This window comes from Pseudoalteromonas sp. SG45-2 (assembly GCF_014164115.1).
In the GTDB taxonomy this organism is placed as follows: Bacteria; Pseudomonadota; Gammaproteobacteria; order Enterobacterales; family Alteromonadaceae; genus Pseudoalteromonas; species Pseudoalteromonas distincta.
The window spans coordinates 33,679-58,640 of the sequence record NZ_JACJEO010000007.1 but is presented as its reverse complement, the minus strand read 5'-3'; the positions used below and the strand labels follow the sequence as shown (position 1 = coordinate 58,640).

Below are 24,962 nucleotides of genomic sequence, written 5' to 3'. Positions count from 1 at the left end.
GTTATTGTATGGTGCGGCTTAGCTTGTGAAAGCAAGCTTTTTAAATTATTAAATAAAAGAGTGAGCAGTACTTATGGACCCCAGTAATCAGTTTATTTTAGATTTAGGACAAGAGCATATTACCATTCAGCGGCGATATGAAGCGCTGGGAGCGTTTAACGATTTTTTGATTGCTGTGTGGTTTTTAATTGGCAGTTTTTTCTTTTTAAATGACTCACTAATAGAAAGTGGCACATGGTTGTTTATAGCGGGCAGTGCTCAATTACTTATAAAACCTGTTTTGAAATTGATCAGCTTAGTACATGTTAGTCGGGTATTTCATTCAAATAAAACTTCATAAATAAAACCATAAATACGACTCATGATGAGTTCAGTTATTATGGCTAATAATTTACCAGTATAAGTTATTTAAATATCAAGGATAGAAAAGTGAAAGTACTTAAGTGGATTTCAATTGGAATAGCTACTTTACTAATTATAGGCTTACTAATTCCCGAAAAAATAATGATTCCGGTACAAGGTGCCACAAGTAAAGATTGGAACCATAACACGTTTTGGTACGAGCCTTGGGGTAGGTCGGGTGTGCACAAAGGAATTGATATTTTTGGCATAAAGAACACTCCTGTAGTTGCCTCAACAAATGGTGTTGTTATATTTGCAGGTGAGTTAAGCCGAGGTGGTAAGGTGGTTGCGGTGCTTGGGCCTAAATGGCGCGTGCATTATTTTGCACATTTAAATAACTACTCGGTAAGTACAGGTGATGTAGTAAGCATAAACAGTCAAATTGGCTTACTGGGCGATACCGGAAATGCCGCAGGAAAACAGCCTCATGTGCATTATTCTATTTTATCGTTAGTGCCCATGCCGTGGCTTTTTACAACGCAAAACCAAGGGTGGAAAAAGATGTTTTTTTTGAGCCCACATAAAAAACTCACTGCTAAATAATAGTTTTAGCTGTTAAATCAAGATGTTTAACAGCTAGAATTAGTTAATAAGCAAGCGTGTATTTAAGCTAAAAATTAGCCTGCAACTGGCGTTTTACCCGCGCGAATATTTTTAATGCTTTTAATAAACATATAAATACAGGTAGTGATTAAACAGCCTGCTAAATAAAACACAATACCATTGGGTGCATCAGATAAATTTGCAGCAAGCATAGGACCAAATACCGAGCCAATACTGTAACTCAAAAGCATTACCTCAGTTGCCGATACTATTTTTGCCATTGGCAATGAGTCGCACGCAAGTGTTATAGCAATCGGGTAAAGTGCAAAGCTGCATGCGCCTAGTATTAAGTAGCTTACTATTAATCCTGCTAAAGTGTTTGCTTGTAGTATACCCACAGCACCGGCTGCGCCTGCTAAACAAAACATACCCATCAATAAGCTTTTTTCAAGCCGAGTAGATAAGTAACTTACGAGCGGCTGCACGACCATGCCGCCTAAAATAATAACCGCCATAAGTGTCCCTGTGTACTGAGCTTGATCAGCTTGTGCTGCAATATAAACCGGCATTAAGCCGTAAATAGGGCCCAGTAATAAGCCCGATGCTAAGCATCCGAGCATAGCTGGGTGGCTTAATGTTTTTATTTCTTTTAGTGGTAGTTTTTCAAGGTGCTGTTTTTCGGGCTGACCTTTAGTTATTAATAAAGGCGCCAAAATAGCTAAAAATAATAATGAGGCTACAAATAAATAAGGCGTTGAACCTTCGGTGCCAAGCGGCCCTATAGCAAGTTGACCTACGGCGCTGCCCCCATAAAGTGAGGTCATGTATAAACCCAAACGTTTAGCCCGCGACTTTGCTGTGTTGGTCATTAACAACCAAGACTCAACAACGACAAACACACCGGCAACAGCAACACCTGCTACAAATCGTGCAATTAACCAGTTAACGGTATTTGGTAGCGCAAGTTGTGCAAGCACACTTACTATTAATAAGCTTAAAAATAATATAAAGGCGAAGCGATGACCCATTTTTACCACAATGCGCTCTATTGTGGTGGCGCCAATAAGTAAGCCAAAGTAAAAAATGCTCGCAAGCCAAGGCGCTAGATTTTCATCAAGTTTAAATGCAGGTAACGACAGCGGAATAAGGCTCATTAAAAAGCCTGATGCAATAGCAAAAAATGACAGCCCGATAACGGGTGCTAAAGGGTTGTTAGAGGTGCTTGTGGCGGCTGATTCGGCCATGTGTGTTTATCGACTCATCAAGGTAAATAACCACTGTTTTAAAGTTTGAGAGGTTACTTTAATAATAAAATTTGCGCGAATTTAGAGCCAAATTAAAAATAAGTAAAGTGATATTTTATTAAATAATATAAATAAACTTTAAAACGATCTTTTTGGTAAATTATCGGATCTATTATGCTTTTTATTGTAGTTTTTTCATGTGGATATTGTTTTATATTTGTGAGCATTTATGTCTGAATAGGTTTTTTGTAATGCAAGCAGACAGGCACATATCGCATGCTGCACGTAACTTTTTAAAGTTTGCGCAGCAGCACGTAGAGCAATATTTAAATACGCAGTGGGTGCGTAATGAGTTACATAACTTAGATTTAAACTAGATTTAAATTAGGTTTAAAGTTAATTAATATCGGGTGTTGAGTCTCTTAAAATAAGCTTTGGCTGAAACACGTGCTTTACTGTTATGCCGCTTTTTTTATAAATGTCTTTAAGTACTAAGTTAGCCGCAGCTCGGCCCATTTCGGGAACTGGGTTATCTATTGTAGTAAGCGTTGGGTAGAGGTAATTGGTAAAAATTACGTTATCGAACCCAATAATGGCTAAATCTTTTGGTAGGTTAAAACCGTGTTCGCGGGCGTATTTCATAGCACCCGATGCCATTTCGTCATTGGCACATACAAGAGCAGTTATTTGCGCTTTATTTTGAATAAAATGCCTTAAGCCGTCGCTGCCGCCGGTTTCTTTAAAGTCGCCTATGTAAAATAAGTTTTCGTCAAAGGTTAGGTTGTACTCTGCTAGGGCTTTTTTGTGGCCTTTCAAACGATTTGACGCATCTTCTTTAAACTGCGGGCCTGCTATGTACGCAATGTTTTTATGACCTTTGTTGATCATGGCTTTAGTGGCTAAGTAGCCGCCCATTACGTTGTCGAGGCTAATGCAGTTTTCTTCAATTTCTTTAACGTAGCGGCTCATTAAGTAAATAGGGGTTTTGCCTTTACTTAACTCAATTAGATACTCGTTTGATACCGCTTCTACGTGGGCAATAATAGCGTCGCAATTACGGCCTATTAAAAATTCAAAGCCGCTTTTTTCTTTTTTCTCGTCACTGTGCCCAGGGGTAATAATAACGTGTTTACCCGCAATACGAAGGTGCTCTTCAATGGCTGACATCATTTGACCAAAAAACGGACCATCCAACTCAGAAACTAAAATACCGACGCTGTTTGTAGTGCTAGACGCCAAAGAGCGAGCAATAGAACTTGGCTGATAGCCTAGCTCTTTCATTGCTTCTAATACCTTTTTTTTAGTTTTTTTGCTTACGTAGTCGTTGTCGTTAAGCACCCTTGAAACAGTTGATAAAGACACACCTGCCATTTCTGATACTTGATATATTGTCGCCATTGATGTCCTAGCTTATATGTATTTTTACTCGCACTTTATAAAAAATATAAAGTGCGAAGGGTCATTAAAAGTTAATTTACACATTACTGCGTCTAATTGCTAAGTCTTCTGTTATTTTTTGCGTCATCACTGAGGTAAGCGGATAAATAAGCATCAATGCGGCGCCTAAAAAAGCAAATGCGGCAGGTATCCAGCTCATAAGTAGCTGCATACCAGGTAGGGCTTGTGTAATTGTTAGCTCATCCATACCGTTATAGCCGTAGCCTGCAAGTACCACCAATACTAATGCACCGGCAAAACCACCACCGGTTTTTTGCACAAATGTACCCGCTGAATAAATTAAGCCTGTAGCGCGGCGTTTGTTTTTCCACTCTGAATAATCGGCTGAATCACCAAGCATACTAAAAAATAATGTTGGCATCATCGCGGCAAAAAATTCAGCAGCGCAACCAAAGGTAAATACAGCAACCAGGTTATCGCTAGGTACCCAGTAAAATGCAGTAGTGAGTATGCCGCTTAGCATTAATGATGCTATAAATAGGTTTCGTTTACCCATAATTTCGGCCAGTTTACCTGTGGCAAGTGCGCCAAATATAGATACAACCAACAAAGCAATAAAGTATTGCCCAGCCATGAGTTCATTGGCTACGTGGTACTTAAAGTAGTACGCAATTACACCGTATTTTATGCCATTAAACATCATGGTTAAAAAACCAATGCCGAGTAATATCAGCCAAGGTTTGTTGGTCAGAAGATCAACCATGTCGCGTTGTGAGCCCGTTAAGCTTTGCTTATCTTTATTGAGTAATTTTTTAATAACGAATGTCATTGCAGCCATAACAAGGGCAAAAAATACGCCGCTGTATAAATCGCGGTAATAAAAAAACAGGGTGGTAGCAAGCAAAGGTAGGATTATAAATGGCAGGCTTTTGGTTAAATCAAACAACTCTGATTTTAAATTCCCTTCATTTGAGGCGTGCGGTGTTACACGCTCTTTGGTGGTCGCAAACGTTATAATCATTAAAATAATAAGTAAGCTGGCAAATAAGTACATAGTAAGCTGATAGCCTTTGGCGTTGTCGCCGCCACCAAAAAATGCCACTAGCTCAGGTAAAAAACCCATAACCAATAAGCCACCAGTAAACGCACCTGCAAACCTAAAACCAGAGAGCTTTGTGCGCTCTGTATCGTCTGGTGTCATTACGCCCATAAGTGCCGAGTAGGGCACATTACTTACGGTGTAAGCAAGCGTTAAACCTATGTAAGTTACGTAAGCATAAATAAGTTTATTGGTGGTGCTAAAGTCGGGTGTAGTAAAACACAACACCATAAACAAGCCCAAAAACGGTGCCGAATAGAGTATCCATGGGCGAAATTTACCAAAGCGCGACTGCGTTCTGTCGGCAATCATACCCATAATAATATCGGTTACGCCATCTGATAGCCTTACAACCAAAAACAACATGGCAGCGGCGGCTGCCGATATGCCAAATGTATCGGTGTAAAACACCGCTAAATAAGCAAGCGCGCCGCGCCATACTAAGTTAGCGCCGGCATCGCCCATGGCGTAACCGACTTTTTCGTATAAAGGGAGTTTGTTCACTGTGTGTGTTCTTATTGTTATAAGCCGAAAAATTATCGGCTAGTTATTAGGTTACTGTACGCTTTACCGCTGGCTTTAACAGTTCGTTTTTGTGTGTTGTAGTCTACGTGTATTATTCCAAAGCGCTTTAAATATCCTTCTGCCCATTCAAAGTTATCCATTAGGCTCCACGCAAAGTAACCATCTACTTTAACGCCTTGCTCGGTTGCGTTATGCAGGGCATTTAAATGCTCGTGGTAATATTCAATACGGTCGTTATCTCTCACTTCACCGTCTGTAAATTCGTCAGCCATAGCTGCACCGTTTTCGGTAATATAAATAGGTGGTAGGGTGTATTTTTCGTTTAACGATACAAGTAATTCTGTAAGCGCTTTAGGATAAATTTCCCAGCCTATATCGGTCATTGGCGCTTTATGTGGCAGCTCATGGTAAAAGTCGGTATCGCTTGCTTGATAATGCATGCGGGTATAAAAGTTAACCCCTAGGTAATCTAGCGGTTGAGCAATTATTTCCATGTCGCCATCTAAAATATATGGGCGGTGGGTTTTAGGTAATTGCTTAATAATATCAGGGTATTTACCTTGTATTACAGGCCGCATGTACCATTGGTTTATATAGTCATCAGCAAATGCAGTGGCTTTTAAATCGTCTTCACTTTGGGTAACGGGGTAACAAGGCGTAAAGTTAAGTACAATACCGTTTAGCGTATTTGGGCTATTTTTAGCAAGTACTTGCATAGCCAAACCGTGACCTAGTAATAAGTGGTGCGCGGCTTTACGACCAAATTCGCGCCCTACAATGCCAGGTGCATGTACGCCAATTTCGTAACCTAAGTAAGAGCTGCAAAACGGCTCGTTTAAGGTGGCGTATGAGTGCACACGTTCCCCAAATGCTTTGGTAATTAAATCTGCGTAATGGGCAAATTCGTAAGCGGTGTTACGGTTTAGCCAGCCACCTTCGTCTTCAATATGTTGTGGTAAATCCCAGTGGTACAGCGTTACAAAAGCTTTAATGTTACGGCGTTTTAATTCATCTAAAATGTCGGTATAAAACTTAACGCCTGCCGGATTTAAGTGACCGCTTTTAGTCATTACACGCGGCCACGAAATAGAAAGTCTGTAAGCGTCCACACCTAATGATTCAATTAAGTTTATATCGTCTTTCCAGCGAGTGTAGTGCTCGCAGGCTACATCGCCATTTGAATTATCGACTATTTTGCCTTCTTTACTGCAAAAGGTATCCCAAATACATGGCAAGCGATCAGCTGCGCCGCCTTCAATTTGAAATGAGGCCGTAGCTACACCATAAGTAAAATTTTTGGCTAAAAGTGGTGAGCCACTAGGTAAAGATAATTGTTTCATTAAGAGAAAACCTCTGCTTCTTTTTTGGTAAAGTTTGCTTTGTATAGAGCGTATATTAAATTCATTATTGGAAGCGCTTCCATATTTAATTTGATTAATCACTAGTATGGTATTTAATAACTTTAAGGAAGCGCTTCCATATTTAGGTTAGTGGCTATTGTTAAACAGGTCAATAGTTAAATTTAAATAACAAATAGGCGCTCACAAAATCACACTGACACAACACAGGGCTATAAAAATGAAAAAAAGCTTAAACACTAACAGGTTACACATGCTCCCTATTTTAATAGGAGGATTGTGCGTTTTAAGTGGGTGTAACAAACAAGAGATTAACGCAAATAATAGCCAAGGCGCCTTAGCCAAAAAGGCTGAGCATGAGCAAGGTAATTTATCATTTTGGCCAACGCTTAAAAGCAAGGTAGTTAAAACGCCCGAAATTGAAAATACAATTGCACAGTATTTAAAAACAATGACGCTTGAGCAAAAAGTAGCGCAAATGATCCAACCTGAAATTCGCGATATTAGTGTTGAAGATATGCGCAAATACGGTTTTGGTTCGTATTTAAATGGCGGTGGCTCGTTCCCAAATGCTAATAAGCATGCAACGCCTGCAGATTGGATAACACTTGCTGAGAGCATGTACCAAGCCTCGGTTGATGACTCAATTGATGGCAGTAAAATTCCAACCATGTGGGGCACTGATGCAGTACATGGCCATAATAATGTGATTGGAGCGACGTTATTTCCGCACAATATTGGTTTAGGTGCTGCTAATAACCCCGCATTAATTGAGCGCATTGCAGCAGCTACTGCAATAGAGGTAATGGCAACAGGCATAGATTGGGTGTTTGCACCGACTGTTGCGGTGGTGCGCGACGACCGATGGGGCAGAACGTACGAAGGCTACTCAGAAGACCCTGCAATTGTACGTGAGTATTCAGCCGCAATTGTAAACGGATTGCAAGGCAGAGCCGATGAAGACTTTTTAAGTGACAAACGCGTAATTAGTACCGTTAAGCACTTTTTAGGCGATGGCGGCACAGTAGATGGTGACGATCAAGGCGATAACATTGATAGCGAAGAGGTGTTATATAACATTCATGCGCAAGGTTATATAGGTGGCTTAACCGCAGGTAGTCAGTCGGTTATGGCATCGTTTAATAGCTGGAATGGTAAAAAAAATCACGGCAACAAATACTTACTTACCGATGTATTAAAAACAAAAATGGGTTTTGATGGCTTTGTTGTAGGCGATTGGAACGGACACGGACAAGTTGCCGGCTGTACAAATGAAAGCTGCCCGCAAGCTGTTAAAGCCGGGCTTGATATTTTTATGGTGCCAACGGGTGCTTGGAAACCACTTTATGAAAATACAATTAAACAAGTAAAAGCGGGCACAATAACAATGGCGCGAATAGATGACGCCGTAGCACGTATTTTACGCGTTAAATTACGCGCGGGTTTATTTGATAAACCAAGCCCTGCAAATCGAAAATATTCAGGTAAATTAGAATTAATAGGTGCGCAAGCACATCGCGATATTGCCCGCCAAGCGGTAAAAGAGTCGTTAGTACTGCTTAAAAACAACAACCATTTATTACCGCTTAACCCGTCAAGCAACATACTTATAGCAGGCGATGCGGCTGATAACATAGGCAAGCAATCGGGCGGTTGGAGTATTACGTGGCAGGGAACTAATAATCAAAATGCAGATTTCCCTGGGGCAACGTCTATTTATGCGGGGTTAAAAGCGCAAATAGAGGCTGCTGGCGGTAACGCTATTTTAAGCCCAACGGGTGAATTTACTAGCAAACCCGATGTAGCCATTGTTGTATTCGGTGAAGAACCATACGCAGAGGGGCATGGCGATAAAGACAACCTTGAGTTTGAACGTAACAATAAACGCTCTCTTAAAATATTAAAAACATTGAAGCAGCAAGGTATTGCGGTGGTGTCGGTGTTTATATCGGGCAGACCAATGTGGGTTAACAGCGAGCTAAACGCGTCAGATGCATTTGTAGCAGCATGGCTTCCTGGCACTGAAGGACAAGGCATTGCTGATGTTTTATTAGCGGATGAAAATGGGAAGGTACAGTATGACTTTAAAGGTAAATTGTCGTTCTCGTGGCCTAAATCGCCACTACAAACCGCAGTAAATAAGGGCGATGCTAATTACTCACCATTATTACCCTATGGCTTTGGCTTAACGTATAAAGATGAAAGTACGCTTAGCAATAATCTAAATGAAGACTCAGGTGTTGATATTAGTAACCTTGCGCCGCTATCTATATTTAATGGCAGCTTTAAAACACCGTGGCGTTTGTTTTTAAATTCAAACAGCGAGCAGCACCAAGTAGCAAGTAATAGTGTAAAGCTTGGCGGCATTACTTATCGCACTGAAGACAAAGCGATTCAAGAAGATGCGATGCAATTTAATTTTGATGGCACTGCACCCAGCTATATCGAAATTAATAGTAACTTTACCGAAGACAAAGTGGCCTACATTGAAGCAAATTCCGCCCTTAGCTTTAGCTATAAAGTAAACCAAATACCTAGCTCACATACATACCTTGCAATGAAGTGCGAACAAGGCTGTGGTGGCGAGCTTGATATTACCAGTGATTTTGAAAATGCTGATTTAAATACATGGCAAACCATGAGTATAGATTTAACGTGTTTTGCTAAAAAGGGCGTTGATTTTGCCAGAGTAACCAGCCCTTTTATTATTAAAACGGCAGGAGAGCTTAACGTTTCAGTTGCAGATATTAGCTTTGAACCACAAGGCGCGGAAACAGCAAAAATAAAGTGTGAGTAGTAGAGTGTTTATAAGTTAAGTTTATTGTGTGTTGTCTCAAAGCCCTTAGTAATAAGGGCTTTTTTTAAAGAGGATATTTATGCTGGGCAATACTGTTTTAAAAACTCATGATGAGATGGTAATTGGCTTACGCGTTGCTCTATTTGTTGCTTAATACCGTGTAAAAAACGGGTGAGTTCTTCATCGCTCATCATGCTGGCTATTAAGTGATGTTGATTAGGCTCAATACCTTGACCAAGCATAACTTGCACCCATGAATCGACTCTAAAAATGTCGCCATCATCTAAAAATACACGGCCGGTTTGTTTAAACAAATCAATTTTATGCTGAAGTGTTTTTGGCACTTCCATGGCATTACAATGCTGCCAAAACTCACTGTCATCGCGATTAGTTACTTTGTAGTGCAGCACAATAAAGTCGCGAATATTTTCAATTTCGCTTTTAAGCTGTTTGTTGTATTCGTCAATGGCGTGATTGGTAATGCCATTAAACGGAAATAAACGCATAAAGCGAATAATACCCGACATAATTAAGTGAATGCTGGTGGACTCAAGTGGTTCAACAAAGCCGCTAGCAAGGCCAAGCGCTAGGCAGTTTTTGTTCCAGCCTTTTAAGCGGCGCCCTGTTTTAAATTTAATTATACGGGGCTCTGTAAGCGCCTCGCCTTCAATGTTATTTAATAATAGCGCTTTGGCTTGTTCGTCATCCATATATTGGCTGCAATAAACTAATCCGTTGCCGACACGGTTTTGCAGTGGTATACGCCATTGCCAACCGCTTTTATGGGCAATAGAGCGGGTAAGTGGCAATACGGTATCGCTGATTGATTTTGTTTGCACCGCAATGGCGCTGTTACACGGTAGTAAATGCGACCAGTCTTCGTAGCCAGTATGCAATGCTTGCTCTATTAATAAGCCTCTAAAGCCGGTGCAATCAATAAAAAAGTCGCCGTTAATGTGCTCGCCATTATTTAAAATCAATGATTCTATATGGCCCGTTTTAGTGTTTTTTACTACTTTTTGTATTTTACCTTCAATGCGTTTTACACCCAATGGCTCTGAAAATTCACGTAAAAACTGTGCGTAACGCGTGGCATCCATATGGTAGGCATAGTTAATGGGGTTTTGCTGATTAAACGCAAATTTACCGGCTTTAGCCGCTTGCAGCTCGTAGCAGTAATCGCCAAATGGGTTGTTTATTCCAAGTGCTTTACCTTGCAGCCAAAAGTGATGAAATTCACCCGCCCAACATTCTTTGCCCGTTGCGCCAAATGAGTGAATGTAATGCGTGTTTTCATCGCCCCAGTTTTCAAAGCTAATACCTAATTTAAAGCTTGCTTGAGTGGCTTTCATAAATGCTTGCTCGTTTATACCCAGCAATTTATGAAATGTCCGAATAGGCGGAATTGTAGCTTCGCCAACACCCACAGTGCCAATATCGTCAGATTCAACAAGGGTTATGTTTATATTGTTACCAACTAGTTTAGCAAGTGCCGCTGCGGCCATCCAACCTGCAGTGCCGCCTCCAGCAATTACTACGTTTTTAACAGCGTTTGTTTTAGTCATTATGTGGCTGCCCATTGTTTGATAAAAGGTGATTTAAAAGCGCGCGATTACTTGGCAGTCCATTTAAACACTGCGCTATTTTTTCGCGATTTTGCTGATAATAGTAATCCCCAGCACGTGGGTCGTTAAATGTATTTTGTGCAGAGACTGTTTGTGTATTAAAGCCCATGCCATATAAAACGTATTGGTAACTGCTTGATGAAAACACTTCTTCGTTTTCAATAAAATCAAAGCGGCTAGGGGGCTGAAATTGCCAAAGTTTAAGTAAGTTTTGCAGGCGCTCGGGTGCGGTATTTAAATTACTAATATCTTGCCAATAGGGAGTGTCGTCGCGCTCGCTTAGTACATAATGAAGTTTTAAAAATTCAATAACGCGCTGCCAACGAGTGCTAAAGCGGCTGTTAAAACGACTTGCAAGCTGGCTCATGTGGGTGCGGTTTTGTGGTAGTTGCTCGCTTATCATGCTAATTGAAAGTTCAACCATAGCAAGAGCTGACGCTTCAAGCGGCTCTAAAAAGCCAGCAGACATACCCACGGCAACACAGTTTTTAATCCAAAATTGTTCCCTGTAACCAGGGCTGAATTTTAATACACGGTAGGTAAGTTGCTCAGCTTGTTGCTCACTGGTGCTTTTGGCTATGTAGCTTTTTAGTGTATTTGTTGCGCTTTCATCGCTTTGATATTTACTACTAAATACATAACCTGTACCACGGCGTGTTGGCAGGGCTATATCCCAAATCCAGCCGTTACTTTGCGCTGTAGATAGTGTAGCAGAGGCAATTGGTTGATTGATGTGTGCATTAGGTATTTGCGCCGCAACAGCGCTGTTATTAAATAAAATATGATCTTGCGCTATAAACTCACTATTAAAATGCTCACCAATTAAACGAGCACGAGAGCCTGAGCAATCTATAAATAAATCACCTGTTATATTGCCATTATTATTTGTTTTTAATGAAGTAATATAGCCATGTTCGTCGTTAATAACCTCGGTTACATCGTCAATAATATGTGTAACGTTTAGATTTTTAACACAGTGATTTTTTAAAAACTCTGCAAATTTACCCGCATCTAAATGATAGCCATAGTTGGTGGCCGCTGCATATTCGGGTGTTTGTAATTGTTTTGGTGCAAGTGCTGCTTGGCATACAAAGCTTTGCATATTAACAACGTCGGCAAATTTTTGATCAGGTGCAATGCGTTGCCAGCTGGCGTGTAAATTAGTGTGCTCGTAGCCTTGTGGATTCATAAAAGGGTGGTAGTAGTTTTCTCCCTCGCTGAGGTTGCGCCAATTTATAAATTTAGAACCTTGCTTAAATGACGCGTCGCACTGGGTTATAAAATCAATTTCTTTAATGCCAATGCGCTGCAGCGTGTTACGCATTGACGGCCATGTGCCTTCGCCGACGCCCAATATAGGCACATTTTCCGACTCCACTAACGTTACATTAAGGTGCGGGTGTTCGGCAGCTAATAAGCCTGCGCTTAGCCAACCGGCAGTGCCACCGCCTAAAACGACTATTTTTGTTATTGGTTTGGTCATGAGTTAACACCCTAAAGTTGATAACAATTAAACTAGCATTAATACTGTTTTAAATACAAAAAAGCCGCTAGTAAAAACTAACGGCTTTACTTTGTATTACCTTTAGAAGTTGTAACGCATACCAATATTGTAACGTGCACCTAGCTGTTGTAGGTTCCACAATTGTGCTGACGTACGGCCATGTTCGCGGCTGTTTTGTTCAGTAATGTTAAGGCCTTCAACAAAAAACGATAGTTGTTCGCTGTAGTTGTACGCAACATTAAAGTCGATTTGATAATATTCTTCAGTAAAGCCTGGCTCGTTTACGTATCGAGCTGCGCTATTTAAAAACTTATCACGCCAGTTGTAAGCAATACGTGCTTGAAAATCATCGTTTTCGTACATTGCAATAAAGTTAGCTGTATCGCTTAAACCTACTAGTGCAAATTGTGTTGTAGTAGGGTCGGCGTTTACATCAAAGTCTATGTCGCCGTTAACTGTGGTGTAGTTTGCTTGCACACCAAAACCGCTTTCACCAAAAAAGTGCTGAAAGGCAATTTCGAAACCATCAATGGTGGCATTTTTATTGTTGGTAGGTACTTGTGCTGTAAATTCTAGTAGTGGGTCATCGCTGTTAGCAATTACATCGTAAGCTGCTTCAAACTCTTCGTAGGTCATAGAGTCAAAATCAACGTTGTTTTCTGTTGCGGCAACCATTTGAAATAAGTTTGAATCGGTTAGGGCAAGTCCGCGAGATTCTAGCTCAGCAATGGCAGCTTGTGCGCGAGGACCCGCTGTTGCATCGCGTAATCCGTAGTAGTTTTGTGTCATTGGTGTTAAACCAATAAAGTTTTCGATGTCTTTAGTGTAGTAACCTACCGACACATAACTTGTTTCTGCAAAGTACCACTCAGCCGATACATCAATATTATCTGATTCAAGCGGCACTAAACCAGGGTTACCTGTTGACGCTGTAGCCGGTGAAGAACCCGCTAAAAGAGTAGGGGCACCTGGTACACCAACAGTCGCTGCTGAACTCAAGTTATCGTAAGTTGGGCGAGCAATTGTCGTGCTATAAGAAAAACGCGCTTTTACGTTTTCAATTACTTCTATGTCAAAGTCAAAGCTTGGTAAAAAGTGATCGTAGCTAGATTTAAGCGTGAAATCTTCTTTAGCCGAGCCAAAACGAACATTAAAGTCGTTATTACCTTCCCACGCTACTGCGTTAGGTAAATCGATATTAGCCGTTGAGGTAATGTCGGTAGACTCTTGGCGCGCGCCAATAACAATGTTGTATGGCATATCGCCAATGTAACCATTGTAAGTAAATTGCACAAACGCAGCGGTTATGTCTTCTTCAATGGTGCGGTTTGTTGCAAATGCGCCATCGGCTGCAAAGTTAAAACCGTATTCTTCACCTGCCCAGTAACCAATTTGCGATGCGCTGCCGGTATAACCTTGGTTGAACGAGCCCGATGTATCGTAGTCGTCAAACTCAGCTAAAAAGTTTGTTGGGTTTAAGTAGCCATCAGGTAGTTCGCCTGGGTTTTCTATACCCCAGTTACCCATTGTATTACGTGTAAGTGATTGCAGTGAATGGCTTTCCATAGAGCGAGACTCTATACCAAAGTCAATTGCGCCGTTTTCAATTTCGTATTTACCATGGATTCTAAATTCTGTGATTTCAGATTCTTGGCGAGCAAAGTTAGAATCTAAAATAGACGTACCCACATCAGAGGCATCTAACGTGTTATTACAATTTAGGTTATCTCGGCGGCAATCATCAAAATCGATACTCATTGATGGAAGCTCGCGGCTAAAATCAACTTCTTGTGCGTTAACTACGTTTGCGCCTAAGCCTGCGTTTACCCAGCTGCCGTAAGGTGCATCTGGTTTGCTAGTGGCTTTTGAATTGTGCGCATCAAACATAAAGCTCAATTCTGAGTTGAAATAGTACTCAACGTTTAAACCAATAGAATCGTTTTGGTTAACTTGGTTTAACTCTTGAAACGCTAAACCTAAATCGCGTGTTTGCTGATCGCGACGTTCTTCTCGGTAATAAATAGGAGTTTTTACCGTGTTGTCGTCAAATGTTAGCGCGCTTTTGTAGTTATCCATCCAAATTGATTGCTCAGCACGGGCTTCGAATAAATCTTGCTTAGAATATGTGTAATCAAGCGTGGCTGTTAAATCATCAATTGGGCTGTATTGCAGCGTTAATTGCGCGTTTGTACGCGTACGCTCTCTGTCGGCAATGGTGTAGCGCAAATCTGATGGCATTGAATAAAGCTGGCCAACGGCGGGTGCATTAGTTAAAACAATATCGTCTGCAGCTTGTGGGATTGTGCCGTCAAAAGCTGATGTATTCCATTGATTTACAAACGCACCTGTTGATGAGCTATCGCGCTGTTGCATGCTTGCAGTTAACGAGGCACCAAATTTAGCTTCACTGTCGGTCCAGCTAATTAAGCCCGAAAGCTCTGGTGTTATGTCATCACCAACGCGGTTTGTTGAGTCGTGTAATGCTTTTACGCCAATGCTTGAAACAAAGCCTGGGTTGTCGAGCGGGCGAGCGGTATTAATATTAATTGTTGCGCCAATACCACCTGATGCAATGCTTGCTTTACCCGTTTTATATACTTCAACCGATTTAACGCTATCAGACGCTAAGTTTGCAAAATCAAATGCACGAGAGCTAGGTGTCCCACCGCCTGCAGGCAAAGATGCCGCCGGCATTGTACGCCCGTTTAGGGTTACCATATTGTAGTCGGGGCCAAAACCACGAACCGTTACTTTAGAGCCTTCACCATTTGAGCGATCAATCGACACACCCGTAATACGCTGTAGCGACTCGGCTAAGTTGGTATCGGGGAATTTACCAATATCTTCAGCTGATATTGCATCTACAACACCAGCGGCGTCGCGTTTTAAACGAGTCGACTCTTTAATACTGCTTTTAAAACCAGTAACTTGGATTACTTCAACATCTGTATTTGCTTCTTGTGCATATACAGGCAAAGAGATTGATGCACCTAAAATCAGAGATAGGCTGGTCGCTATCTTTGTTTTTCTTACAATATGGTTGGACATTCGGTTTCCCTCGCGCTTTTATCATTATTATTAACAGCTTGTATGGGGCTGTTATTGTGTAGTTATAAACATTGTCAAATGTGTGGAAGCGCTTCCAGAAAAATCTGTTCAACTAGATTTTGTGGAAGCGCTTCCAGAAATGCTAGTTTATATTTTGAATAGGGTCAACTGTTGTTTTAATAAAATGAGACTAAATTGTTTTTAAAATGTATGTTTTTTGGATTTAATTTTATTTAAATTATAAATTACAATTGGTTATAAAAAACCGTTTGAAATAGTGCTGTAACAACATTTTATTATAAGAAAACCAATTATTGATTAATTTAGTTATTTATACACTTTTATAAGGTGTTTAAATCAGCTTTTAATACTAGCTAAAATTAATAAATTTGCCGTTGGTCACTCAACAAAAAATAGGTACATTTGCTAACTTAGCAAAAATGCCGATGTAGTGATTATGTACAACGCAATTGATGAAAACGCATCAAGCGGCGGTTCTATCTCAGTATATGAATCGGTCATTAAAAACCAGTAGTTGTTTAAAAAATCGTTAATTAAATCACTAAAAAGTAACGTAGTTTTTGCAGAAGATGGTTTAAAAATAAACTTATAAAGTATTGCGCATAAGGTGTTGCGAGTCGCTAGTTTTATCGCTATTTTAAAGGCTCTCTCATAGATGGATTTTATTATGCGCATTAAATTTTTAGCGAGCTTTTATTCTTTCTTCTTGTTTGCATTGTTTGGTTGTGACGATCAAAGTATGGCAATTCAAGGTAGTCCTCAGCTAAATAATAATGTAAGTAACTCACCCTCTAATCTCAAAGTAAACACGCCTTCAGCAGCTCAAACACACGAACCCGCTTTAGTGGTCGGTATGCTAGCAACACATTGTAAAAGTAATGAAGCAGCCTACATTAACGCAAAAATGCATAAAGTTGTGCGTAACCCAGATGAAAATACAGCCTACAAGTTAGAGCCTACCGATAAAGTGCTTTCTATTTGTGTTGCAAAAGATGACTCATCGCTTAGTTATCGATTTGGTAGAGTTAATGACATAGGGCTTGAAAAAGAAGCAACACCAGATGCACCATTTGGCAGTTACTACAGGCAAGTAGGGCGTATTGGCGAGAGTATTTTATTTTTTAGTAACGGCGAATATCACTACTATATTATTAACTCAGGCGGTATGGGCAGCGGTGTAACCGTTAATGTTTATAAAAACGATACATTAATAACTGAGCTGTTTTCGGGTAATGATCCTTACGATGATTTTGTTATAGCAACCGATTTAAATTTCCCTAAAAAATTGGTTATCGAAAAACAGCCATTTAATAAGCAAATGCAGTAAATAATGACTCCACAGCAGCAAAACGTTATAGAGCAAGGGCATTGGTTTAAAAACCGTAGCGCTTATTTAAAAAGCTTTTTATTAACGCAGGGCAAAACGCTCTCACTAAAGGCTCAGCAATCATTATTTTTGCGAGGTGATAAGCACGATGGAATTTATGCCGTACTTAGCGGCGTGGTGCGTATTAGTGGCGTAAGTAACGAAGGCAAAGAAGCTGTATTGAGCTTTATTGATTCATCACTGTGGTTTGGCGAAGTTACCTTGTTTGATGGTGGCCTGCGCACTCATGATGTATATGCACAAACTGATGTTGTGCTTTTTTACGTGCCCCAACGCGCGCTTGAACAGCTATTAAACGAACAGCCACAATATTGGCAAGAGTTTGGTTTATTGCTGGCACAAAAGTTACGCCTAATGTTTAGCTCAATGGAAGATCACGCATTACTAAGCGCTGAGCAAAAAGTATGCAATCGACTTTTAATGCTCAGCGAACATACAGAGCACTTAACACCACTTGTTTTATCTCAGCAGCAACTTGCTGATATGACCTACCTAACGCGCCAAACTATTAATCAAATACTGCAACAGCTTGTTAGCTTACAAGCTATTAGTTTGGGGTATCAACGCATAACAGTTTTAGATAAACAAAAGCTACAAGCGCGTGCTACACAAGCTTAAATAGAGGCTGCTTTATTTAGTTGGAACCAAAATTGCTACAGATAATGTAACGCAACAATGGATTTGAGCTAATGACTACAATAACCTTTAAAAATCAATATAGTAACTATAACTCTCCTGCATTAAATAAAGCGGCAGGACTAAGCGAAGTTGCGGCAACTAATACCCTCCCTAACGAAAAAACAAATGATGTTAAAGGCATTACCTCAGCCCCTAAAGAACCAACGTTTTTAGAAAGTGCTCAAGAAGCGCTGGTTTATCAGCGCTTAGGTGTAAACAAAAACAAAATAGACGAGCTAAAAGCAACAATAGAAGAGCTCATTAAAGAACAGCAAAGTGAGGGCGCAGACCCTAGCGCAATTGCTGATAAAATAGAGGAACTCCAAAAAATGCTTGAGCAAGAGTATCAAAAAGGGCGCGAGCGAACGGATATGCAAGGTGAGCATGAGCCGGGTAAAATAATTTCTGCATTTGTTTAATTTATAAAATGTCGGATACCTGACATTGTTGTTGTGTCTACTTTTGCTAAAGTAAGTTTTATAGATAAAAATAAAGGCAAAACAATGAAAACACTTCAACAGCAACTTGGTAAATATGGTTTATATCATCGTTCTAAACGTAATGTACTAACGCACTTTATTGGTATTCCGCTCATTGTATTTGCGGCGTTGTGTTTACTAGCACGTATTCAAATACCCCTTGGTAGTGTAGTAATTGATGGCGCACAACTTTTTGTATTAGCGTCGGTTGTTTATTATTTTATGCTAAGCTTTTCGCTTGGCTTTATTATGGCCGTGATATTTACTTTACTCCTTGTTGCTGCTCAGCCTATTGCGGCAATGGCGTTTTGGCCTTGGTTGAGTATTGGCGTAGGTGTGTTTGTATTTGGTTGGGTATTACAGTTTATTGGGCATTATTACGAAGGTAAAAAACCGGCGTTTGTAGATGACCTAATTGGTTTAATTATAGGCCCTTTGTACGTAACTGTTGAACTACTATTTTTAATGGGTTTTTACAAAACATTAGAAGATGAAGTAAACGCGATAGCTGGTCCTACAAAGGCGTAAAATACTTTTCTAAGTACCTTAATAAAACTTAATAAATAATAATAAAAGGCAGATAACGCATGCAATATAATAATAAAACCGTGTGGATCACCGGCGCATCATCAGGTATTGGTAAAGAGCTTGCTATACAATTTGCCGAGCTTGGCGCGCGCGTTATTTTATCGGCGCGCAATGTAGATAAACTAAACGATTTAAAAGCAACGCTTAAAGGCGAAGGGCACTTAGTTGTGCCGCTGGACTTAGCACAGCCAGAGCATGTACTGAGTACAATAACAGCAAAAATGAGCGAGCTTCCTGCAATAGATATTTTAATTAATAACGGCGGCGTATCGCAGCGTAGCTTATTTTTAGAAAACGACTTTAACGTGTACCGTCAATTAATGGAGGTTAATTACTTTGGCTTAATTGCACTTACTAAAGCTGTATTACCTACTATGGTGGCAAGGCGCAGTGGTTCAATTGTGTCTATTAGTAGTGTGGCGGGTAAAGTAGGTTCAAAATTTAGAACGGGTTATTCGGGTTCTAAATATGCGGTGGTTGGTTTTATGGATTGCCTACGTGCAGAAGTAGCACAACATAATATTCATTGTTTAACAATTTGCCCAGGCTCTATTAAAACAGCAATTGCGCATAACTCACTAAACGAGCAAGGCATAGCGCAAAATAAACCAGAAGAGTCGATAGAAAATGGCATGGATGTAAGCGTAGCGGCTTCAAAAATGATTCGTGCCATTAGCGATAAAAAAGACGAAGTGATTATTGGCAAAGGTTTAAGTGGTTGGGCGCCTACAATTAAGCGCTTTTTCCCTACTTTGTTTAATCGCATTACCGCAAAAACAAACTATAGGTAGCGTCGTTTATTTCAAAGGCGTAAAATGCCGTAAATTTGATCAATTTAGAAAAGGATTCTAAATGAAGTATTTATGGCTGAGCCTGTTTTTTATTGTATTAATTTGGTCTGGTATTAATCCAAAAGATCAATTTACATGGCTGCTTGAAGTTATCCCCGCAATTATTGGTTTAGTGCTGCTAGCAAGTACCTATAGCCACTTTAAACTTACCCCTATTTTATATACATTTATTTTAGCGCATTGCATAGTGCTGATGATTGGCGGGCATTACACCTACGCCGAAGTCCCTTTTTTCGATAACCTATTTGGTAGCGAGCGTAATAACTACGACAAAGTAGGGCACTTTTTTCAAGGGTTTGTACCAGCACTACTAGCACGCGAAATTTTACTGCGCAAAAAAGTAGTAAATGGTCGAGGTTGGTTAATCACTTTTGTTATTTCGGTATGTTTAGCATTTAGCGCGTTTTACGAATTAATAGAATGGTGGGTTGCAGTGTTAAGCGGCGAAAACGCAGAGGCATTTTTAGGCACTCAAGGTTACGTGTGGGATACCCAATCAGATATGGGACTGGCGTTATTTGGGGCTATTTGCTCATTGTTAGTGCTTTCAAAAGTACACGACAAACAGCTTAAAAACGTTAAAGATTATTTATAGGCTATAGGAACGTTCTATAGAAATGTTTATAAAAACGTTGGTAAAAAAGACTATTAACTTATGAGCGCAAACATTAGTAACTACTCAATAAGCACAGACAAAAGCAAACTTAACTTTAACGTTATTTATAACTTTATTGCTAATAGCTATTGGGCCAAAGGCATCCCTAAAAGCGTGATGCAATCGGCTATTGATAACTCAATGTGCTTTGGTGTTTACAGCGCTCATAACGAACAAGTTGGCTTTGCCCGAGTAGTGACTGATAACGCAACCTTTGCTTATTTAGCAGATGTATTTATTGCCCCGCAATCGCAAGGAAATGGGCTGAGTAAGTTACTTATTAAAACGATAGTAGAGCACCCTGAGCTACAAGGGCTCAGGCGCTTTTTATTAGCTACTTCTGATGCGCATGGCCTTTATGCGCAATACGGGTTTAAACCGATAGATAACCCCGCACTACTAATGCAAATAAATCCTGAGAATGTGTATGGTAAAAAATAATCGTGATATCTATTAAATGGGGGAAGAGCAAATTTCGTCTAATATTCTTGTTAGCTGTGCATTACACCCAAACATCATCTTCTGCTGTAAGTTCGCTACCTGAATCACCAGTATTAACAACACCTTTAGGTTCAACTATCATGATTTTACATTCTGAAGTTGCTATAGGTTTATGTTCAATGCCTTTAGGGATTACAAACATTTCACCTGATTCTAATGTAACGACTCCATCGCGAAATTCAATGTTAAGGCACCCTTCAATTACAATGAAAACTTCGTCAGTATCCGGGTGATCATGCCATACAAATTCACCTTCTACTTTGACCAATTTAAACTGATAGTCATTCATTTCTGCAATTACACGAGGAGACCAATGATCTGTAAACTTAGTAAACTTTTCTTTAAAATTGATTGCATTCTGTTTCATGAAAAATTCTCTATAGCTAGTACTGCTAGCGCCCGCATAAAATGCGGATAATGCTTGGCTAAAATTAGCGAAGAATGAGCGTCAGCCAAGCGTTTGACGTCATTTTTGATGCGCTTGTTAAGTTACCTATTTAGACGGTATAAGCCACATTCACTTAGCCCATTTTTCAATTTTTTCTGCGTGTTTAGGATTACGTAAATAGAAAACATTAGTGTCGTCCCAGCTTTCAAAATATACAGCCTCCAACTCAGGCAGCATCACTTTATAAAAATGACTACTATCTACATTATGTGGAGCGCACATTAGGTAAGCTTCTTTAGCTGCGTCCGAGGTGAATTTGCGAAACTGTGGTTTAGCTGAACTCCAACGACCTTTAAATGTAAAGTTTAGAACCTCAGTGTTGTCGATTAATTTTTTCGCAAATTTAACGAATTTTGCATCTCTACTTTGTTGCTCCTCATCAGCAACATCAGATAAGTATTTAATTGAGTCTTCTGCTCCCAACCAACGATCGAAAACCGAAACCGCCATGTAAGTATATGCATCTGTATCTTCTGCAGCATACAACTTATCAAGATCTGGATACTTTTCTCGCAAGTCTATTTGAGATTTTATATCCAATGCCAGAAATTTACGCATATCTTCCTTGGTAACTTAACGAGCCTGTAGATTAACTCGTTTTTAAATTTTTTTATTGATAAATAAACCATAGCTGAGTTCCTATTTTGGTTCAATTGATTACTGTATTTTTACGTAGAATATTGAAGTGTTTGATATTGTTTTAATTGGCGTTTTGGAAGGAATTATGGATGCTTTAGTCGCTTTATTTTAGGTTAAAAGGGCTTACCCTCATTAATGCATCGTGTTTTTCAGCTTTTCTATATTATGAACAAGGCAATACAGTTGCCGCAGCGTGAAGTAAGGTATTCACTTTCATTTGACCCCGTAAGGTCAATTTATTCATACCTTTGTTCACTGTAATGTTCCGCTTTTTATTTAAAGGAAAGTCGGTTCAAGGTAATTAGGATGGGTGCCATCCTAATTTTTTTGATGGCGTAGACCACGCACCAAAGTACGCAGTTTAATAAAACTGGGGGCAGCGTACGACTCGTCATAGCCTGTGGTATCACCAGTAAAGGCTCTTGCAGAAGCTCAAAAACAAAAGGAATAAACATTGCCTTAGGCAATGACTATTTAGCGTCACAAGGTTTAGTGTCATTGAGAGATATTTGGATCAATATTCATTACGGGATATGAACCGCCCATTGCGGACCCGCATGATGGGTGGTGTGGGGGCTGGAGGTTAGAGACCTCTGGCTACCCGATTATAACTTTTTTCTAACTCATCCCTAGTTAATTGAATAACTCCAACTAAGCTCTTTGTTAAGTCTGTATTCAAAATATCGTCAGGGCATAACCAATCAAAAAATAAAGCGACATTATCTGAATCAATGATGCTAATAAATTTGTCTTGAATCTCGATATCATCCAGAGGGCGTTGCATTTTTTTTGAATGAATATGACCAATATAATCATTTCGGAAACTTATAATACCTTTATTTTTTACTTTCTCTTTAAAAGTATTTCGTAAAGAGTCTAATTTAGGATTTTCCGTATGAAGTAACTTATTATATTTATCACAAAATTCTACATATTTAGAACAGTTCATGATAATTGAAGTAAAACATAACCTATAAAGTGCTCGTTCATGTAACTTAGAAAGATCACTTTTATACAGGTAATCTTTTAGAACAGTAACTGACATCGTAATATCAACAATCAAATTTGTTGATATTTTTAATGCTCTTTCTAACTCCATACACCAAACTCCGAGAAAGTTATAATGCCTTTGTAACAGGCTAATTTTTGTGAAGCAGTTTGTGTGATACTGACGCGCAGCGGCAACACAAAATGCGTAGCTAAAATTTGTCCTAGTTGACAAACTTGTTAAGCGGCGTTGTTCCAAGCGCCCGGACTCATACAGTCAAAAAAGACTACTTCAACATCGTTACCTATGTGATCTAGAATCATTTGATGGACGCGAGTGCAATAACCTTGGTCAGCACCAAAAACCGATATAGCTACACTAGTAACATCAGACTCAGCCAAACGACGTAATATATGAATATCGTGCTCACCAAAACCCCATCCATAGATTGTCAGGTTATTACCTACTTTGGGTAACACCTCACGATAAACAGTATTCAAATAGTGACTATTATGAATTGCCTTTACCTTTTGACTTGAAGTACCTTCACTAACGAACAAAGGTATGTATTCTCCAGACTCCCATTGGCGCAATATTGCACGCAATAAATCACCACCTCCTGCTTCTAACTTCTCCTCTTGCTCAACAACATTTCTAGCGAGTATTAGACTGCCATGCGGGTAAAATATTAATGTGTTACGTCTGTCCCATCGGCTTATTGATTCACGAAATCTCTGCCAATCTTCATCAAACTCACCATGAAGGAAACAGTCTTTGAAGCAATGACCATTGAAGTCACGGTTTGCATGCATAATCACCCAATACAGAGATAAGTCATAGTTAAGTGAAAGTACTGTTTTAAAAGAGCTTAAAAATAAGGCGATATCTGTAAATTGCTCTTCAACTTCGCAACACTCCGGATGAATACTACGTACAGCTTGGATCAAACAGTCACGAACATGCTCATATGCATTTTGGGTCTCGTTGTCAGTAATCTCTAATGCTAGGTTAACCCTGTTTGCTTGCCAAACAAGACGCAAAATCAACTCGAAATCATTAGTATCAAAGTGAGAAAAAAGGCGCTGAACATGATGAGTTAGCAAGCCATTATCGATTGCGTGTTGCTGTAACGAAGGATATGAAAAGCTTCTATCAATACCAATTGAAGCTCCATTTCCTAGTAATACCGAATCATTAAAGCTTTCAGATATATCAGCCCACTGTTCAATTACATATGGCATTGTTGACTTTCTCCTAGCCGTTTAACAACTTTGTATACGACATTTGTCGTTTTATAAACCGACAAATGTCAATATATTACATTGCACCTATTTTAGCCACGAGATGACTTCCATGTAAATAAATAGATAACACCTAGCCAGTTTTTATTAGTGTAGGAATACACCAAAATGGTGGAGATCAGTAATATTGGACAAAATAACAATTACTGTTTGTATGTAGAGCAGTTATTAACCACTGATTTAATATTAGTATTAACAAAGGTAAAGTAATTATATTTTTTAATTTATAAAAGAAGGTAATTAGGATGGGTGTCACTATAATTCTTTGATGCGTTTGTTAGTGTTCCGATAGCCATTTTTTAGATCTTTCTTGCATTAGAACACTTATTTCAACAACACCATCATTGTCATTTACATCCAAATCATCTCTTGCGTAATACAACCCATAAAGATGTTCGATCCCTACATTATCTCCAGCATACTTAGCCACGTTTTCATATAGATCAAAATTATTAATATCATTTAGCAACTGCCGAAATTGAATGAATGGGTCTACTTTCTCACTAGCAATTAACTTTAAGTGATATTTAATTATTAAATTAATTGAATCCTCAAATGAAGGTAGTTGAGCAATAAGTCTTTCAAAAATAGGTGAAACAATTCCCCAACACTTAGGTTCTGCATCAATAATATCCAGTAGCTCGTCAGAATAAACGCCATTGTTTAACTTATAATTTGCATAATTGATCAAATCATCAGTTTTACAAGCACCTGCTACATACTTTGCTATAAAGTAATTTTCATTCTCTTCATTCATCCTAAATTTGAAAACCCATTGTTAAGGACCACTGACGCCCGCATAACGGGCTAATAAAGCTTGGTTAAAATTAGTGAGGTACGAACTAAGCCAAGCTTTATTAGTCCATGCGTTGATGCGTTTGTT

At 39.5% G+C, this 24,962-nt stretch carries 22 protein-coding genes and 1 pseudogene; 11 read left to right on the top strand and 12 right to left on the bottom strand.

The window, feature by feature from the left end; genetic code table 11:
• Window positions 1–73 precede the first annotated feature (73 nt).
• Window positions 74–340, top strand: coding sequence for a YrhK family protein (locus H5116_RS06580; RefSeq protein WP_002961829.1), 267 nt, complete (start codon window positions 74–76; stop codon window positions 338–340).
• Window positions 341–429: 89 nt separating this feature from the next.
• Window positions 430–945: a M23 family metallopeptidase gene (locus tag H5116_RS06575; protein WP_182693383.1), complete on the top strand. Its 516-nt coding sequence runs from the start codon at window positions 430–432 to the stop codon at window positions 943–945.
• A 74-nt stretch (window positions 946–1,019) separates the two neighbouring features.
• Here H5116_RS06575 and H5116_RS06570 read toward each other — a convergent pair whose 3' ends face one another.
• Window positions 1,020–2,189: an MFS transporter gene (locus tag H5116_RS06570; protein ID WP_182695602.1), complete on the bottom strand. Its 1,170-nt coding sequence runs from the start codon at window positions 2,187–2,189 to the stop codon at window positions 1,020–1,022.
• Window positions 2,190–2,431: 242 nt separating this feature from the next.
• On the opposite strand from H5116_RS06570, the pseudogene H5116_RS06565 reads away from it, so the two are divergent.
• Window positions 2,432–2,566 (top strand): annotated as a pseudogene (locus H5116_RS06565) (LysR family transcriptional regulator); the annotation flags it as partial.
• A gap of 19 nt (window positions 2,567–2,585) precedes the next feature.
• Here H5116_RS06565 and H5116_RS06560 read toward each other — a convergent pair.
• The 3 genes from H5116_RS06560 to H5116_RS06550 form a co-directional block, all read right to left on the bottom strand.
• A complete protein-coding gene (locus tag H5116_RS06560) occupies window positions 2,586–3,587 on the bottom strand; it encodes a LacI family DNA-binding transcriptional regulator (protein ID WP_002961833.1) in 1,002 nt (333 codons plus the stop codon).
• A gap of 76 nt (window positions 3,588–3,663) precedes the next feature.
• Window positions 3,664–5,190, bottom strand: coding sequence for an MFS transporter (locus H5116_RS06555; protein ID WP_182715783.1), 1,527 nt, complete (start codon window positions 5,188–5,190; stop codon window positions 3,664–3,666).
• 32 nt (window positions 5,191–5,222) lie between these two features.
• Window positions 5,223–6,551 (bottom strand): GH1 family beta-glucosidase, encoded by a 1,329-nt coding sequence (locus H5116_RS06550; protein WP_182715782.1) that lies wholly within the window; start codon window positions 6,549–6,551, stop codon window positions 5,223–5,225.
• Window positions 6,552–6,789: 238 nt separating this feature from the next.
• Here H5116_RS06550 and H5116_RS06545 point away from each other — a divergent pair, with 238 nt between their 5' ends.
• Window positions 6,790–9,366, top strand: coding sequence for an exo 1,3/1,4-beta-D-glucan glucohydrolase (locus tag H5116_RS06545; protein ID WP_182715781.1), 2,577 nt, complete (start codon window positions 6,790–6,792; stop codon window positions 9,364–9,366).
• Window positions 9,367–9,443: 77 nt separating this feature from the next.
• On the opposite strand, the gene H5116_RS06540 is transcribed toward H5116_RS06545, so the two are convergent.
• From H5116_RS06540 to H5116_RS06530, 3 genes are all read right to left on the bottom strand, one after another.
• On the bottom strand, window positions 9,444–10,931 hold the full coding sequence (locus H5116_RS06540) for a tryptophan halogenase family protein (protein ID WP_182715780.1): 1,488 nt from the start codon (window positions 10,929–10,931) through the stop codon (window positions 9,444–9,446).
• Window positions 10,924–12,474 (bottom strand): tryptophan halogenase family protein, encoded by a 1,551-nt coding sequence (locus tag H5116_RS06535; RefSeq protein WP_182715779.1) that lies wholly within the window; start codon window positions 12,472–12,474, stop codon window positions 10,924–10,926. Before H5116_RS06535 ends, H5116_RS06540 begins: the two co-directional genes overlap by 8 nt.
• A gap of 102 nt (window positions 12,475–12,576) precedes the next feature.
• On the bottom strand, window positions 12,577–15,543 hold the full coding sequence (locus tag H5116_RS06530) for a TonB-dependent receptor (protein ID WP_182715778.1): 2,967 nt from the start codon (window positions 15,541–15,543) through the stop codon (window positions 12,577–12,579).
• Window positions 15,544–16,219: 676 nt separating this feature from the next.
• Here H5116_RS06530 and H5116_RS06525 point away from each other — a divergent pair.
• From H5116_RS06525 to H5116_RS06495, 7 genes are all read left to right on the top strand, one after another.
• On the top strand, window positions 16,220–16,891 hold the full coding sequence (locus tag H5116_RS06525) for a hypothetical protein (RefSeq protein WP_182695596.1): 672 nt from the start codon (window positions 16,220–16,222) through the stop codon (window positions 16,889–16,891).
• Window positions 16,892–16,894: 3 nt separating this feature from the next.
• Window positions 16,895–17,569, top strand: a complete 675-nt coding sequence (locus tag H5116_RS06520) for a Crp/Fnr family transcriptional regulator (protein ID WP_182715777.1) — start codon at window positions 16,895–16,897, stop codon at window positions 17,567–17,569.
• A gap of 71 nt (window positions 17,570–17,640) precedes the next feature.
• On the top strand, window positions 17,641–18,048 hold the full coding sequence (locus tag H5116_RS06515) for a hypothetical protein (RefSeq protein WP_182711611.1): 408 nt from the start codon (window positions 17,641–17,643) through the stop codon (window positions 18,046–18,048).
• 84 nt (window positions 18,049–18,132) lie between these two features.
• Window positions 18,133–18,636 (top strand): DUF962 domain-containing protein, encoded by a 504-nt coding sequence (locus H5116_RS06510; protein ID WP_182715776.1) that lies wholly within the window; start codon window positions 18,133–18,135, stop codon window positions 18,634–18,636.
• Window positions 18,637–18,695: 59 nt separating this feature from the next.
• Window positions 18,696–19,487 (top strand): SDR family oxidoreductase, encoded by a 792-nt coding sequence (locus H5116_RS06505; protein WP_182715775.1) that lies wholly within the window; start codon window positions 18,696–18,698, stop codon window positions 19,485–19,487.
• A 61-nt stretch (window positions 19,488–19,548) separates the two neighbouring features.
• Window positions 19,549–20,142, top strand: a complete 594-nt coding sequence (locus H5116_RS06500; protein ID WP_007583339.1) for a DUF2238 domain-containing protein — start codon at window positions 19,549–19,551, stop codon at window positions 20,140–20,142.
• A gap of 60 nt (window positions 20,143–20,202) precedes the next feature.
• Entirely contained in the window at window positions 20,203–20,643 is a 441-nt protein-coding gene (locus tag H5116_RS06495; RefSeq protein WP_182715774.1) for a GNAT family N-acetyltransferase, read from the top strand.
• A gap of 61 nt (window positions 20,644–20,704) precedes the next feature.
• Here the strand turns inward: H5116_RS06495 and H5116_RS06490 are convergent, their stop codons facing one another.
• The 5 genes from H5116_RS06490 to H5116_RS06470 form a co-directional block, all read right to left on the bottom strand.
• A complete protein-coding gene (locus tag H5116_RS06490; protein ID WP_165722991.1) occupies window positions 20,705–21,070 on the bottom strand; it encodes a cupin domain-containing protein in 366 nt (121 codons plus the stop codon).
• A gap of 150 nt (window positions 21,071–21,220) precedes the next feature.
• A complete protein-coding gene (locus H5116_RS06485) occupies window positions 21,221–21,709 on the bottom strand; it encodes a hypothetical protein (protein ID WP_182715773.1) in 489 nt (162 codons plus the stop codon).
• Between the two features lie 664 nt (window positions 21,710–22,373).
• Complete coding sequence (locus H5116_RS06480; RefSeq protein ID WP_182715772.1) at window positions 22,374–22,889, bottom strand: hypothetical protein; 516 nt, start codon at window positions 22,887–22,889, stop codon at window positions 22,374–22,376.
• A gap of 128 nt (window positions 22,890–23,017) precedes the next feature.
• Complete coding sequence (locus tag H5116_RS06475; RefSeq protein ID WP_182715771.1) at window positions 23,018–24,019, bottom strand: DUF4917 family protein; 1,002 nt, start codon at window positions 24,017–24,019, stop codon at window positions 23,018–23,020.
• A gap of 337 nt (window positions 24,020–24,356) precedes the next feature.
• Complete coding sequence (locus H5116_RS06470) at window positions 24,357–24,836, bottom strand: hypothetical protein (RefSeq protein WP_182715770.1); 480 nt, start codon at window positions 24,834–24,836, stop codon at window positions 24,357–24,359.
• Window positions 24,837–24,962: the final 126 nt, after the last annotated feature.

Bases quoted from the DNA above. Each gene is read 5' to 3' on its own strand.
- H5116_RS06580 (WP_002961829.1), top strand. From the start codon at position 74: ATGGACCCCAGTAATCAGTTTATTTTAGATTTAGGACAAGAGCATATT.
- H5116_RS06570 (WP_182695602.1), bottom strand. From the start codon at position 2,189: ATGGCCGAATCAGCCGCCACAAGCACCTCTAACAACCCTTTAGCACCC.
- H5116_RS06560 (WP_002961833.1), bottom strand. From the start codon at position 3,587: ATGGCGACAATATATCAAGTATCAGAAATGGCAGGTGTGTCTTTATCA.
- H5116_RS06550 (WP_182715782.1), bottom strand. From the start codon at position 6,551: ATGAAACAATTATCTTTACCTAGTGGCTCACCACTTTTAGCCAAAAAT.
- H5116_RS06545 (WP_182715781.1), top strand. From the start codon at position 6,790: ATGAAAAAAAGCTTAAACACTAACAGGTTACACATGCTCCCTATTTTA.
- H5116_RS06540 (WP_182715780.1), bottom strand. From the start codon at position 10,931: ATGACTAAAACAAACGCTGTTAAAAACGTAGTAATTGCTGGAGGCGGC.
- H5116_RS06535 (WP_182715779.1), bottom strand. From the start codon at position 12,474: ATGACCAAACCAATAACAAAAATAGTCGTTTTAGGCGGTGGCACTGCC.
- H5116_RS06530 (WP_182715778.1), bottom strand. From the start codon at position 15,543: ATGTCCAACCATATTGTAAGAAAAACAAAGATAGCGACCAGCCTATCT.
- H5116_RS06525 (WP_182695596.1), top strand. From the start codon at position 16,220: ATGGATTTTATTATGCGCATTAAATTTTTAGCGAGCTTTTATTCTTTC.
- H5116_RS06520 (WP_182715777.1), top strand. From the start codon at position 16,895: ATGACTCCACAGCAGCAAAACGTTATAGAGCAAGGGCATTGGTTTAAA.
- H5116_RS06515 (WP_182711611.1), top strand. From the start codon at position 17,641: ATGACTACAATAACCTTTAAAAATCAATATAGTAACTATAACTCTCCT.
- H5116_RS06510 (WP_182715776.1), top strand. From the start codon at position 18,133: ATGAAAACACTTCAACAGCAACTTGGTAAATATGGTTTATATCATCGT.
- H5116_RS06505 (WP_182715775.1), top strand. From the start codon at position 18,696: ATGCAATATAATAATAAAACCGTGTGGATCACCGGCGCATCATCAGGT.
- H5116_RS06500 (WP_007583339.1), top strand. From the start codon at position 19,549: ATGAAGTATTTATGGCTGAGCCTGTTTTTTATTGTATTAATTTGGTCT.
- H5116_RS06495 (WP_182715774.1), top strand. From the start codon at position 20,203: ATGAGCGCAAACATTAGTAACTACTCAATAAGCACAGACAAAAGCAAA.
- H5116_RS06490 (WP_165722991.1), bottom strand. From the start codon at position 21,070: ATGAAACAGAATGCAATCAATTTTAAAGAAAAGTTTACTAAGTTTACA.
- H5116_RS06485 (WP_182715773.1), bottom strand. From the start codon at position 21,709: ATGCGTAAATTTCTGGCATTGGATATAAAATCTCAAATAGACTTGCGA.
- H5116_RS06480 (WP_182715772.1), bottom strand. From the start codon at position 22,889: ATGGAGTTAGAAAGAGCATTAAAAATATCAACAAATTTGATTGTTGAT.
- H5116_RS06475 (WP_182715771.1), bottom strand. From the start codon at position 24,019: ATGCCATATGTAATTGAACAGTGGGCTGATATATCTGAAAGCTTTAAT.
- H5116_RS06470 (WP_182715770.1), bottom strand. From the start codon at position 24,836: ATGAATGAAGAGAATGAAAATTACTTTATAGCAAAGTATGTAGCAGGT.